Genomic DNA, 13,022 nt, shown 5'->3' on the forward strand with positions numbered 1-13,022 from the left:
GCGCTGCGGGATGCGGAACAGTCCCGTTTCGCCCGGCCCGGGCTTCGCGCCCGCGCGCGGTGCGACCGGCGCGCGCAAGCGCGGTCTCGCGCACTGGTTCGCGTATGCGGGCGGCGTATTCGCCGGCGCGTGGCTCGCGACGCAGCTCTATTACTTTGCGCAGATCGCGATGTGGACGGCGGTCGATCCGGGGTCGAGCGCGTTCATGCGCGCTGACGCGTGGCGCCTGTCGGCCGCGCGGCCCGCCGTGACGATCCGGCATCAGTGGGCGCCGTACGAGCGGATCTCGCGGAACCTGAAGCGCGCGGTGATCGCATCCGAAGACGCCGATTTCGCGAACAATTCGGGCTACGAAGTGGACGCGATTCTGCAGGCGTGGGAAAAGAACCGCGCGCACGGCCGGATCGTGTCGGGCGGCTCGACGATCACGCAGCAGCTCGCGCGCAATCTGTTCCTGTCCAGTGAGAAGAGTTACATCCGCAAGGGGCAGGAGCTCATCATTACGTGGATGCTCGAAACGCTGCTCGACAAGGAGCGCATCTTCGAGATCTACCTGAACTCGGTCGAATTCGGCCGCGGGGTGTACGGCGCGGAAGCCGCCGCGCAGTACTACTTCCGGATTCCCGCGAGCCGGCTTTCCGCGTGGCAATCGGCGCGCCTCGCGGTGATGCTGCCGAATCCGAAGTATTTCGACGCGCATCGTGGCTCGTCTTACCTTGCGCAGCGCGCGGGCGTGATCGCGCGACGGATGGGCGCGGCGGAATTGCCCGCGTCGCAGTGAGCGCGGATGGGCCGCAGCGCGATCGCTTGCCGACGCGCGCTTCTGTCGAACGACGGCGCTTCTTCATGCAGGAGATCAGCGCGCCCTTTGCGGTGCACCATCCCAATATCTGCGCTTCCACAAATCTTTCAAAACCGATACGTCGGGCATTCGGGTAATTACTCGATTTATTTCGATTGCCAAATTAATTCCGCCGCGCAGTGCGAATGCAGCAATAAAAAATCCGCTCTACCGTCGATTCTGTCTCGATCGAATTGACAAAATGCCGCTCGAAAGCCTGATTCCGTATCGATTTTGTTCAAATGAAAAATCGAATTTGAAAGAATAAAGTAAACCTTGTTTCTTTCAAATGTTTCGCTATTTTTCAAATCGAATCTTGTCGCGTATATTGGCCCACGCCTCGGTCTATCGGGCCGAACGAGCAAGGTGGGGGCGTCTATCCGGCCGCTCTGAAAAAAACAACATGAGAGAAGGAAAACGACTATGCCAGCACGTAAGACGAAGCTGCTATTAGCCGCAGTATTCTCTTCGCTGCTCCTCGCAGCGTGCAACGGAGATGATGCGAATCCCGCCGCGGGCGCCGCTGCGAGCGAGAACAGTTCGAGCAGCACCGACACTTCATCCGGCGCGGACAAGCCGTATCAAGATCCCAACCGTTATTCGTCGAGCGCAAGCGCATCGCTGTCGGCTTTCGCCGCGACCGAGAACGCCGCGATCACGCATCACCAGATCACGTTGAACGGCAAGACGATCAACTACACAGCGACTGCGGGCCACCTGACTGCGCGCAACCCGCAGACGGGCGCGGCCGAGGCGTCGTTCTTCTACGTCGCGTACACGGCGGACAACCAGCCGCTCGGCAAACGTCCCGTCACGTTCTTCTACAACGGCGGCCCCGGCTCGTCGACGGTCTGGCTGCACCTCGGCTCGTTCGGGCCGAAGCGCCTCGTGACGGGCGACCCGAACGCGAACAGTCCGACGCCGTTCCCGTTCGTCGACAACCAGGAAACGCTCCTCGACACGACCGATCTCGTGTTCATCGACGCGATCGGCACGGGCTTTTCGGAAGCGATCGCGCCGAACACGAATCAGACATTCTGGGGCGTCGATCAGGACGGCGGAGCATTTCGCGATTTCGTGATCCGCTATCTGCAGGTGAATCAGCGCAACGATTCGCCGAAGTACCTGTTCGGCGAATCGTACGGCACGCCGCGCACCGACGTGCTCGCGAACCTGCTCGAGACGGCCGGCGTGAAGCTCGACGGGATCGTGCTGCAGTCGTCGATCCTCAACTACAACAGCAACTGCGACATGGCGAGCAACAATGTCGGCAATTCGAACAACGGGTCGAGCACGATCAGCTGCGCAGGCTTCGTGCCGAGTTACGGCGCGGTCGGCGCGTACTATCGGCTCGACAATCCGAATCCGGCGGACCTGCCGCAGTATGCCGACCAGATGCGTCTGCTGACGGCGGGCACGTATTCGCCGGCCGTGAACGCCTATCTCGCGAGCAATACGCCGCCGCCGCAGAGCCTCGTGACGACGATGTCGAATTCGACGGGCGCGACCCCTTCGCTGTGGCGCGCGAACTTCAACCTGCTGCCGACTATGTACGACAACAGCTATCAGCTGGCCCTGATCCCGGGCACGCTGATCGGCCGCTACGACGCGCGCGTGAACGTGCCGACGAACAGCCCGCTCGCATCGGGCGGCGATCCGTCGAGCAGCTTCATCACGAAGCCGTTCACCGACACGATCGGCGCCTATTTGCCGAACGTGCTGAAGTACTCGGCGAAGTCGGCCTATGCTGTAGGGAGCAATGCGATCTACACATGGGACTGGAGTCACGACGGCCTCGACCTGCCCGATACGATTCCGGATCTGGCCACGGCGCTCACGCTCAATCCTTCGCTGAAGGTACTGTCGTTGAACGGCTATCACGACATCGCGACGCCGTTTTATCAGACGGAACTCGATCTCGCCCGTCTCGGCGCGCAGCCCAATCTGACGATCAAGGACTATCAGGGCGGGCACATGGTTTATCTGGACGATACGTCGCGGCCGCAGGAGAAAGCCGATCTGGTGACGTTCTATGGTGCGACGCCCGTCGCGCAATGACGTCGAACGATGCTTCACCGTCCGTCGCGCTGCGCGCATGATGCGCCGCGCGCGACGGGCCATGACGACCCCATTTCTCATCGGAGCTGACATGAAAATCCAATCGGCATTCGCCTGGTCGGCGCTGTTCGCCGCGGGCCTCGTGTTTACGCAAGCGGCGTTCGCGCAGGAGGCGGCGAGCGACGCGCAACCCGATCGCCACACGCAGGCGCAGCTCGGTGATCCGTACGTGCCGCCCGCCGCGCGCAAGCCGACGGCCGGCACGCAGACATCGGGCGCCGCGCTGCATGCGCAGGTCGTGCGCAAGCTGCAGCGCCAGTTCGCGGCGGCCGACGTGAACAACACGGGCCTGACCGAAGCGCAGGCGAAGGCAGCGGGCCTCGGCTACGTCGCGAAGAACTTCAAGCAGATCGACGCGAACCATGCGGGACGCGTGTCGTTCTCCGACGTGCAGCGCTACATCCAATCGCAGAGCGCGACGCAGAAGTAAGCAAGTCGCGCATCGCTTACCCCCACGAGGACCACGGGGTGCGCATCGAACGGGCTCAGCCGGACATTCGGCTCAGCCCGTTTTTTCATGCGCGCGACCGGCTCGCGGGAACGGAACGATTAGAATTCCCAATATATGGGCGTTGCACTCAAATATTGGAGATGGTGGCACGCCCCCCTACAATCCGAAGCACATCGACACGCTTCGGCAGATGCGCAGTCGTCGCAAACCCGACGGCTCGCGTGTCTGACTTGCCGGAGTTCATCGCACCATGAGCAAAACGCCTATGACGCTTGCCTTGAACGGCGCGACGGCCGTCCATCCCGACACGTCCGATATGTCCGACGCGACGCTCGCCGACAGCATCGGTGCGACGAGCACGCCGCTCGATCTCGCCGCGCAGCAGGCGGGCACGCAAACGCTGCTGCGCGGTCTTGCGATCCTCGAGGCGGTCGCGGGCGGCGCCCGCGACATGCGCGCGATCGGCGCCGCGCTCGGCACGACGCGCAGCACGACGCACCGTCTCGTCAGCAGCCTCGTGCAGGCACGTTATCTGCGCCAGGTGCAAGGCGGCTATCTGCTCGGTCCGAAGCTGATCGAGCTCGGCACGATCGCGCTCGAGCAGATGCCGCTCACGGCGGTCGCGCGCCCGCATCTCGAAGCGCTCGCGCAAGCGACGCTCGACACGATCCACCTCGGCGTGCGCGACGGCGACGACGTGCTCTACATCGACAAGATTCCCGGTACGCGCGGCCTCGAGATGCGCTCGCGAATCGGCCACCGGATGCCGCTCGCGTCGACGGGAATCGGCAAGGCGATGATGCTCGACCTCGATCCGGACAGGTGGCGCTCGCTGTTCGACGCGTCGAAGCGCGCGCTCGCGGGCGTGAATTTCAAGCCGGATCGCCGTCCGGACGTCGGCACGTTCCTGCAGCGGATGGCGCACTACGCGGCGGGCGGCTACACGTTCGATCTCGAGGAGAACGAAACGTCGATTCGCTGCGTCGCCGCGCCGGTGCGCGACGCGTCGGGCGCGATCGTCGCCGCGCTGTCGGTCGCGAGCACGATTCCCTACATGTCGCTCGACCGGATGAACGAACTCGTGCCGCTCGTGCAGCGCGGCGCGCGCGCGATTTCGGCCGACCTCGGCTGGAGCGCGCCGCAGGCGACGCGCAGGATCAAGCGATGACGGCGCACGCGACCACGCCCGCGCTGATCGGGCTCGACTGGGGGACGACGTCGCTGCGTGCATACCTGTTCGCCGCCGACGGCTCGGTGCTCGACACGCGCGCGTTCGCGGCCGGCGTGATGAGCTTGCCCGGCGCGACAGGCGCGTCGCCGTCGCAGGCGTTCGATGCCGCGTTCGAGCACGCTTGCGGCGCATGGCTCGACCGCACGCCGCACGTGCCGGCGCTCGCGTCGGGGATGGTCGGCAGCGCGCAGGGCTGGCGCGAGGCGCCCTACGTGACGATGCCGGCCGCTGCCGATGCGTTCGCGTCGAGCCTCGTGCGGCTTCGCACCGCGCGCGGTTCGGCGCTCGCGATCGTGCCGGGCGCGCTCGAGCCGGGCGAGCTGCCGGACGTGATGCGCGGCGAGGAAACGCAGATCGTCGGCACGCTCGCCGCCGAGCCGTCGCTTGCGCGCGAACGTGCAGGCGTGCTGATCGGCTTGCCCGGCACGCACGCGAAATGGGCGTGGGTGCGCGACGGCCGCATCGAGTGGTTTCGCACGTACATGACGGGCGAGTTGTTCGCCGCGCTACGCGGGCACACGATTCTCGGCCGCACGATGCAGCCGAGCGATGCGTCGGACTGGGCGGCGTTCGCGCGCGGCGTGCGGATCGCACGACGCAAGCGCAGCGAAGGATTGCTCGCGACGCTGTTCAGCACCCGCACGCTCGGGCTGACCGGTCAGCTTGCGCCGCAGGCGCAGGGCGACTATTTGTCTGGACTGCTGATCGGTCATGAGCTGAACGCGCTCGATGCGTTGCTGGACAGCCACCGCGCATCGCTCGCGGCGCTGGCGCCGCGCCTCGTCGGCGACGGCGCGTTGTGCGATCGCTACCGGCGCGCGCTCGCCGAATTCGGTTGCGGCGATGCGCGCATCGTCGAACGTGCTTCCGAGCGCGGCCTGTGGCGCATCGCGACGCAGGCGGGGCTCGTCGGCGCGGCAGGCGGCGCCGTCTGCGCGCCGCAATAGACGCGAAACGCGTCTCGACACGAAGTTGCTGGAGGAGAGGATGCCGATGGATGCAGAAGCACTCCGTTTTCCCGCGCCGTATGCGCCGCATCGCGGACTGATGCGCGCGTTCGACGCGTGTCCGCTGATCGCGATCCTGCGCGGGCTCACGCCCGCCGACGCGGCGGCGCACGGCGCTGCGCTGTACGAAGCGGGCTTTCGCATCGTCGAGGTGCCGCTCAATTCACCCGATCCGTTCGACAGCATCGCCGCATTGCGCGCTGCGTTGCCCGCCGATGCGATCGTCGGTGCGGGCACGGTGCTGCGCGCCGAATACGTCGACGAAGTGGTGCGCGCGGGCGGCGAGCTGATCGTGATGCCGCATGCGGACGGCGACGTCGTGCGCCGCGCGAAGACGCTCGGCATCGCATGCGCGCCCGGTGTCGCGACGCCGACCGAGGCGTTCGCCGCGCTCGCGAACGGCGCGGACGTGCTGAAGATGTTTCCCGCCGAGCAGCTCGGCCAGTCCGCCGTGAAGGCGTGGCGCGCGGTGATCGACGCGCGGGTGCCGCTCGTGCCGGTCGGCGGGATCACGCCCGAGAACATGGGCCCGTATCTCGCGGCGGGCGCGAACGGCTTCGGCCTCGGCTCGGCGCTGTATGCGCCCGGACAGGCGCCCGCCGTCACCGCTTCGCACGCGCAGGCGTTCGTCAAGGGGCTGCGGATCGCGCGCAAGGGAGCGGCGCGGTGAGCCGGCTCGCGGGCAAGGTCGCGCTCGTGACGGGCGCTGGACGCGGCATCGGCGCTGCCATCGCGCGCGCGTTCGTGCGCGAAGGCGCGGCCGTCGCGCTCGCGGAGCTCGATGCCGCGCTCGCCGAAGAGACGGCCGACGCGATCGGGCGCGACATCGCCGATGCGCGCGTGCTCGCGATACAGACGGACGTCACGCAAGCCGAATCGATGTCGGCCGCGGTTGCGCAGGCGGCGCGCGCATTCGGCCCGCTCGACGTGCTCGTCAACAACGCCGGCATCAGCGTGTTTCGCGATCCGCTCGCGCTCACCGACGACGATTGGCGGCGCTGCTTCGCAGTCGATCTCGACGGCGTCTGGAACGGCTGTCGCGCGGTGCTGCCGGGGATGGTCGAGCGCGGACGCGGCAGCATCGTGAACATCGCGTCGACGCATGCGTTCAAGATCATTCCCGGCTGCTTTCCGTACCCGGTCGCGAAGCACGGCGTGCTGGGCCTGACGCGCGCGCTCGGCATCGAATACGCGCCGCGCAACGTGCGCGTGAATGCGATCGCGCCGGGCTACATCGAGACGCAGGCGACGCACGACTGGTGGAACGCGCATCCCGACCCGCAGGCCGCGCGGCGCGAGACGCTCGCGCTGCAGCCGATGAAGCGGATCGGGCAGCCGGACGAAGTCGCGATGACCGCGGTGTTCCTCGCTTCGGACGAGGCGCCGTTCATCAACGCGAGCTGCATCACGATCGACGGCGGCCGATCGGTGCTGTACCACGACTGATTCACTCGCGCGGTCGTCCCGTCAGGGATGCACGACGTGCGAAGGCGGCGCGCGACGGTCGCACGCGCCGCGTCGAGACGACGAAGCGGCCGACAGATCCGGTGACGGAGACAACAAGGAGACAAGCAACATGAAACGCAGAATGTTCATCACGCTGGCGGCAGCGGCGACGGTCGCGGCGGCGGGCCTGCCCGCGCACGCGGCCGAGCCCGTGAAGATCGGCTTCCTCGTCAAGCAGCCCGAGGAGCCGTGGTTCCAGGACGAATGGAAATTCGCCGAGATGGCCGCGAAGGAGAAGGGCTTCACGCTCGTGAAGATCGGCGCGCCGTCCGGCGAGAAGGTGATGAGCGCGATCGACAATCTCGCCGCGCAGAAAGCGCAAGGCTTCATCATCTGCACGCCCGACGTGAAGCTCGGGCCAGGCATCGTCGCGAAGGCGAAGTCGCACGGCTTGAAGATGATGACAGTGGACGACCGGCTCGTCGACGGCGCGGGCAAGCCGATCGAATCGGTCCCGCACATGGGCATCTCCGCGTACGACATCGGCAAGCAGGTCGGCAGCGGGATTGCGGCCGAGATCAAGAAGCGCGGCTGGAACATCAACGAAGTCGGCGCGATCGACATCACGTACGAGCAGTTGCCGACCGCGCACGATCGCACGACGGGCGCAACCGACGCGCTCGTCGCCGCCGGCTTTCCGAAGGCGAACGTGATCGTCGCGCCGCAGGCGAAGACCGACACCGAGAACGCGTTCAATGCGGCGAACATCGCGCTCACGAAGAATCCGAGGTTCAAGCACTGGGTCGCGTATGGCCTCAACGACGAAGCGGTGCTCGGCGCGGTGCGCGCGGCGGAAGGGCGCGGCTTCAAGGTGGCCGACATGATCGGCATCGGCATCGGCGGCTCGGACTCGGCGCTCAACGAGTTCAAGAAGCCGCAGCCGACGGGCTTCTTCGGCACCGTGATCATCAGCCCGAAGCGGCACGGCGAAGAGACGTCCGAGCTGATGTACACGTGGATCGCGCAAGGCAAGGCGCCGCCGCCTCTCACGTTGACGACCGGCATGCTCGCGACGCGCGACAACGTCGGCCGCGTACGCGAGACGATGGGCCTCGCGGCGAAGTGAGCGGCGTTCGCCGTGCCCGCGATGCGGGCGTCGCGCGACGCGGCGCTCGCAGCGGAGAACGTGGCGGAGAACGCAGCGACGAACGCAGCGATGCGACGAAATGGCAATACGGATGGCGGGAGACGGAGGCGACGTGGCTGCGGCACTGCGTTTTGACAATATCGGCAAGGTCTTTCCCGGCGTGCGCGCGCTCGACGGCATTTCATTCGACGTGCACGCGGGGCAGGTGCACGGCCTGATGGGCGAGAACGGCGCGGGCAAGTCGACGCTGCTCAAGATTCTCGGCGGCGAATATCAGCCCGATTCGGGCAGCGTGCTCGTCGGCGGGCAGGCGATGCGGTTTCCGAGCGCCGCCGTGTCGATCGCGGCGGGCATCGCGGTGATTCATCAGGAGCTGCAGTACGTGCCCGACCTGACGGTCGCCGAGAACCTGCTGCTCGGCCGGCTGCCGAGCGCGCTCGGCTGGGTCAGGAAGCGCGAGGCGCAGCGCTTCGTGCGCGAGCGGCTCGCCGCGATGGGCGTCGATCTCGATCCGCAGGCGAAGCTGCGCAGCCTGTCGATCGCGCAGCGCCAGATGGTCGAGATCTGCAAGGCGCTGCTGCGCAACGCGCGCGTGATCGCGCTTGACGAGCCGACGAGCTCGCTGTCGCACCGCGAGACGGAGGTGCTCTTCAAGCTCGTCGACGATCTGCGGCGCGACGGCCGCGCGCTCATCTACATTTCGCACCGGATGGACGAGATCTATCGGCTCTGCGATGCGTGCACGATCTTTCGCGACGGCCGGCAAGTCGCGTCGCACGCGTCGCTCGCGAACGTGCCGCGCGAGACGCTCGTGCGCCAGATGGTCGGCCGCGAGATCAGCGACATCTATCACTACGCGCCGCGCGCGCTCGGCGACGTGCGTCTGTCGGCGCGCGCGCTCGAAGGCGACGCGCTGCGCGCGGGCGCGAGCTTCGACGTGCGCGCGGGCGAGATCGTCGGCTTCTTCGGGCTCGTCGGCGCGGGGCGCAGCGAACTGATGCGCGTGATCTACGGCGCGGACCGCCGGACGGGCGGCGCGCTCACGCTCGACGGCAAGCGGCTCGACATCCGCTCGACGCGCGACGCGATTCGTCACGGGATCGTCCTGTGTCCCGAGGATCGCAAGGAAGAGGGGATCGTCGCGCATGCGTCGGTCGCCGAGAACATCAACATCAGCTGCCGCCGCCATGCGCTGCGCGCGGGCCTCTTCCTCGATCGCAAGCGCGAGGCGGAGACCGCCGAGCGCTTCATCAAGCTGCTGAAGATCAAGACGCCTAACCGTCGGCAGAAGATCCGCTTCCTGTCGGGCGGCAATCAGCAGAAGGCGATTCTCGCGCGCTGGCTCGCCGAGCCGGATCTGAAGGTCGTGATCCTCGACGAGCCGACGCGCGGCATCGACGTCGGCGCGAAACACGAGATCTACGGCGTGATCTACGCGCTCGCGCAACGCGGCTGCGCGATCGTGATGGTGTCGTCCGAGTTGCCGGAAGTGCTCGGCGTATCGGACCGCATCGTCGTGATGCGCGAAGGGCGGATCGCGGGCGAGCTCGCGCGCGGCGAAGCGAACGAAGAGGCGGTGCTCAATCTCGCGCTGCCGCAGGGCGCGACCGCGCACGCCGCGTGACGGGCGGCGCGCGATCGGCGCGCAACGGCTCGCGGCGGGTGGGACGACTGATTCAAGAAACGGAGACACGGGCGGCAGCGCCACCCGGCAGAGGAGCAAACGACATGCAAGCGAGAGAGAATCTTCCACAAGCCGCGGCGCGCGCGGCGGTTGCGCCGGCCGAAGACCGGCAGCGCTGGCGGCAGCACATCGCCGACTACAGCCTCGTTGCGATCTTCGCGGTGATGTTCGCCGCGATGTCGCTGACGGTCGATCATTTTTTCTCGATCGACAACATGCTCGGCCTCGCGCTGTCGATCTCGCAGATCGGGATGGTCGCGTGCACGATGATGTTCTGCCTCGCATCGCGCGATTTCGACCTGTCGATCGGCTCGACAGTCGCGTTCGCCGGCGTGCTGTGCGCGATGGTGCTCAACGCGACCGACAACACGTTCGTCGCGATCGCCGCGGCCGTCGCGGCGGGCGCGGTCATCGGCTTCGTCAACGGCGCGGTGATCGCGTATCTGCGGATCAACGCGCTGATCACGACGCTCGCGACGATGGAGATCGTGCGCGGGCTCGGCTTCATCGTGTCAAAGGGGCAGGCGGTCGGCGTGTCGTCGGAGACGTTCATTTCGCTGGGCGGCCTGTCGTTTCTCGGCGTGTCGCTGCCGATCTGGGTGACGCTCGTGTGCTTCGTCGTGTTCGGCGTGCTGCTCAATCAGACCGTGTATGGCCGCAACACGCTCGCGATCGGCGGCAATCCGGAAGCGTCGCGGCTCGCCGGGATCAACGTCGAGCGCACGCGTGTCTACATCTTCCTGATCCAGGGCGCGGTGACCGCGCTCGCGGGCGTGATCCTCGCGTCGCGGATCACGTCGGGCCAGCCTAACGCAGCGCAAGGCTTCGAGCTGAACGTGATCTCCGCATGCGTGCTGGGCGGCGTGTCGCTCGCGGGCGGACGCGCGTCGATCTCGGGTGTCGTGATCGGCGTGCTGATCATGGGCACCGTCGAGAACGTGATGAACCTGCTCAACATCGACGCGTTCTATCAATATCTTGTGCGCGGCGCGATCCTGCTCGCCGCCGTGCTGCTCGATCAACTGAAGAATCGCGGCGCACGCGATTGATCGCATCGACCGTTTTTTCGGGAATGGACAGATGAGTGAAATTTATTCGCATCACGAATCGAGCGGCGCACACGATGTGCAGGACGTGCAGGATATGCGTTACGCATGCTATCCGAGCCTCGCCGGCCGCACGGTGCTGATCACGGGCGGCGCGACCGGCATCGGCGCGTCGTTCGTCGAGCACTTCGCGCAGCAGGATGCGCGCGTCGCGTTCGTCGACCTCGATGCGCGAGCGGGCGAAGCGCTCGCCGCGCGATTGGCCGATGCGGCGCACGCGCCCGTGTTCGTCGCGTGCGATCTCACCGACGTCGCGGCGCTGCGTGGCGCGATCGACACGATCCGCGCGCACATCGGCCCGATCGCGGTGCTCGTCAACAACGCGGCGAACGACGTTCGCCACGCAATCGAGGACGTGACGCCCGAATCGTTCGACGCCGGCATCGCGGTGAACCTGCGCCATCAGTTCTTTGCCGCGCAGGCGGTGATCGACGACATGAAGCAGTTGGGCAGCGGCTCGATCGTCAATCTCGGTTCGATCAGCTGGATGCTGAAGAACGCGGGCTATCCGGTCTACGCGACCGCGAAGGCGGCGGTGCAGGGGCTGACGCGCGCGCTTGCGCGCGAGCTCGGGCCGTTCCGCATTCGCGTGAATTCGCTCGTGCCCGGCTGGGTCATGACCGACAAGCAGCGCCGGCTGTGGCTCGACGATGCGGGCCGTGCGGCGATCAAGGCGGGGCAGTGCATCGACGCCGAGCTGCTGCCCGGCGATCTCGCGCGGATGGCGCTCTTTCTCGCCGCGGACGACAGCCGGATGATCACCGCGCAGGATGTCGTCGTCGACGGCGGGTGGGCGTAACAATCGTTCGGATGACGAAGTTCGACGGAAGCAGGAGGACTGAATTATGACGGTGACGCACTCTCGCCCCTTGGCTGCCGATACGGTGCAGACTTTACAGACGCGCGCTGCGCGGCGCGCGGCCGCCGCACATCTGGTGAGCCCGGGACCGCAGACTTCGCGGATCGCGCGCGGCGCGGGCGTGGCCGATGCGGAGATCGCGACGCTCGCGAACGACGTGTTGCGGCTCGACGTCGCGCCGCATCTGGGCGGGGGCGTCACGCGCTTCGACTGGCGCGGCGACGGCGTGCTCACGCCGATTTTCCGCCGCTGCGACGCGCCAGGTGCGCGCACCGATCCGAACGAGCTCGCGTGCTATCCGCTGCTGCCGTATTCGAACCGGATCGGCGGCGGGCGCTTCGAGTGCGACGGGCGGCTCGTGCGCGTGCCGCGCAATCGCACGACCGAGCCGCTGCCGATCCACGGCGACGGCTGGCTCGCGCGCTGGCGGCTCGACGATGCGGCCGACACGCAATTGTGCCTGTCGCTCGATCGCAGCGAAGGCGCGCCGTACGCCTATCGCGCGACGCAGGTCTACGCGCTCGACGGTGCGACGCTGACGATCGCGCTCGCAATCGAGAACACGGGCGCGGCGCGCTTGCCGTTCGGGCTCGGCGTGCATCCGTTCATCGTGCGTGATGCGTCGACCGAGCTCGCGGCCGCCGCGAGCGGGCTGTGGCTGTCGACGCCCGATTGGCTGCCGTCGCGCCATGTCGGCGCGCCGGCGGCGTGGCGCTTCGGCATTGCGTATCCGCTGCCGGACGCGCTCGTCAATCACGCGTTCACCGGCTGGGGCGGCGGCGCGACGATCGCATGGCCGCAGCGCCGTCTCGCGCTGACGGTCACGTCCGACGCCGATTGCTACGTGCTGTATACGCCGCCCGGCGAGCCGTTCTTCTGCTTCGAGCCTGTCGATCATCCGATCGACGCGGTGAACCTGCCAGGCGGCGCGGCCGCGCACGGGATGACGCTGCTTGCGCCGGGCGAGCGTCTGACGCGGCGTTTCCGTTTCACGGTCGCGCGCACCGATGCGCGTGCGGCGCCTGCGGCGCGCGAGTCGAAGCGGCGTTCAATCGCATAGAAAAGGCCGATGTTGTCGGCGCACGCGTGCCCGAGAGCGAGGCGAACGCAGCGCGGATCGACGCCGAGCGGG

12 protein-coding genes are annotated in these 13,022 nt (G+C 67.1%); all 12 read left to right on the forward strand.

Annotated features, from left to right (window positions below; genetic code table 11):
• The first annotated feature begins 10 nt into the window (after positions 1-10).
• The 12 genes from mtgA (at position 11) to WS69_RS10590 (ending at position 12,950) form a co-directional block, all read left to right on the forward strand.
• Positions 11-781: a monofunctional biosynthetic peptidoglycan transglycosylase gene (mtgA, locus tag WS69_RS10535; protein ID WP_059470719.1), complete on the forward strand. Its 771-nt coding sequence runs from the start codon at positions 11-13 to the stop codon at positions 779-781.
• Positions 782-1,264: 483 nt separating this feature from the next.
• A complete protein-coding gene (locus WS69_RS10540) occupies positions 1,265-2,899 on the forward strand; it encodes a S10 family peptidase (protein ID WP_059470720.1) in 1,635 nt (544 codons plus the stop codon).
• A gap of 91 nt (positions 2,900-2,990) precedes the next feature.
• Positions 2,991-3,389, forward strand: coding sequence for an EF-hand domain-containing protein (locus tag WS69_RS10545; RefSeq protein ID WP_059470721.1), 399 nt, complete (start codon positions 2,991-2,993; stop codon positions 3,387-3,389).
• A gap of 271 nt (positions 3,390-3,660) precedes the next feature.
• Positions 3,661-4,578: an IclR family transcriptional regulator gene (locus WS69_RS10550; protein ID WP_059470722.1), complete on the forward strand. Its 918-nt coding sequence runs from the start codon at positions 3,661-3,663 to the stop codon at positions 4,576-4,578.
• Positions 4,575-5,588, forward strand: coding sequence for a 2-dehydro-3-deoxygalactonokinase (locus WS69_RS10555; protein WP_059470723.1), 1,014 nt, complete (start codon positions 4,575-4,577; stop codon positions 5,586-5,588). The genes WS69_RS10550 and WS69_RS10555 overlap by 4 nt, the downstream gene beginning before the upstream one ends.
• A 40-nt stretch (positions 5,589-5,628) precedes the next feature.
• The gene (locus WS69_RS10560; RefSeq protein WP_059470724.1) at positions 5,629-6,318 is read left to right on the forward strand and encodes a 2-dehydro-3-deoxy-6-phosphogalactonate aldolase; all 690 of its coding nucleotides are present in this window, start codon (positions 5,629-5,631) and stop codon (positions 6,316-6,318) included.
• Positions 6,315-7,094, forward strand: a complete 780-nt coding sequence (locus WS69_RS10565; RefSeq protein WP_059470725.1) for an SDR family oxidoreductase — start codon at positions 6,315-6,317, stop codon at positions 7,092-7,094. Before WS69_RS10560 ends, WS69_RS10565 begins: the two co-directional genes overlap by 4 nt.
• A 130-nt stretch (positions 7,095-7,224) precedes the next feature.
• Positions 7,225-8,220 (forward strand): arabinose ABC transporter substrate-binding protein, encoded by a 996-nt coding sequence (locus WS69_RS10570; protein ID WP_059470726.1) that lies wholly within the window; start codon positions 7,225-7,227, stop codon positions 8,218-8,220.
• Positions 8,221-8,353: 133 nt separating this feature from the next.
• On the forward strand, positions 8,354-9,865 hold the full coding sequence (gene araG, locus WS69_RS10575) for an L-arabinose ABC transporter ATP-binding protein AraG (protein WP_059470892.1): 1,512 nt from the start codon (positions 8,354-8,356) through the stop codon (positions 9,863-9,865).
• Positions 9,866-9,969: 104 nt separating this feature from the next.
• On the forward strand, positions 9,970-10,974 hold the full coding sequence (gene araH / locus WS69_RS10580) for an L-arabinose ABC transporter permease AraH (protein ID WP_059470727.1): 1,005 nt from the start codon (positions 9,970-9,972) through the stop codon (positions 10,972-10,974).
• Between the two features lie 40 nt (positions 10,975-11,014).
• Positions 11,015-11,830: an SDR family NAD(P)-dependent oxidoreductase gene (locus WS69_RS10585; RefSeq protein ID WP_082716122.1), complete on the forward strand. Its 816-nt coding sequence runs from the start codon at positions 11,015-11,017 to the stop codon at positions 11,828-11,830.
• A 46-nt stretch (positions 11,831-11,876) separates the two neighbouring features.
• Entirely contained in the window at positions 11,877-12,950 is a 1,074-nt protein-coding gene (locus WS69_RS10590; protein WP_059470728.1) for an aldose 1-epimerase, read from the forward strand.
• Positions 12,951-13,022 lie beyond the last annotated feature (72 nt).

This window comes from Burkholderia sp. BDU5 (genome assembly GCF_001522845.1).
GTDB lineage: Bacteria > Pseudomonadota > Gammaproteobacteria > Burkholderiales > Burkholderiaceae > Burkholderia > Burkholderia mayonis.

Bases quoted from the DNA above. Each gene is read 5' to 3' on its own strand.
- mtgA (WP_059470719.1), top strand. From the start codon at position 11: ATGCGGAACAGTCCCGTTTCGCCCGGCCCGGGCTTCGCGCCCGCGCGC.
- WS69_RS10540 (WP_059470720.1), top strand. From the start codon at position 1,265: ATGCCAGCACGTAAGACGAAGCTGCTATTAGCCGCAGTATTCTCTTCG.
- WS69_RS10545 (WP_059470721.1), top strand. From the start codon at position 2,991: ATGAAAATCCAATCGGCATTCGCCTGGTCGGCGCTGTTCGCCGCGGGC.
- WS69_RS10550 (WP_059470722.1), top strand. From the start codon at position 3,661: ATGAGCAAAACGCCTATGACGCTTGCCTTGAACGGCGCGACGGCCGTC.
- WS69_RS10555 (WP_059470723.1), top strand. From the start codon at position 4,575: ATGACGGCGCACGCGACCACGCCCGCGCTGATCGGGCTCGACTGGGGG.
- WS69_RS10560 (WP_059470724.1), top strand. From the start codon at position 5,629: ATGCCGATGGATGCAGAAGCACTCCGTTTTCCCGCGCCGTATGCGCCG.
- WS69_RS10570 (WP_059470726.1), top strand. From the start codon at position 7,225: ATGAAACGCAGAATGTTCATCACGCTGGCGGCAGCGGCGACGGTCGCG.
- araH (WP_059470727.1), top strand. From the start codon at position 9,970: ATGCAAGCGAGAGAGAATCTTCCACAAGCCGCGGCGCGCGCGGCGGTT.
- WS69_RS10590 (WP_059470728.1), top strand. From the start codon at position 11,877: ATGACGGTGACGCACTCTCGCCCCTTGGCTGCCGATACGGTGCAGACT.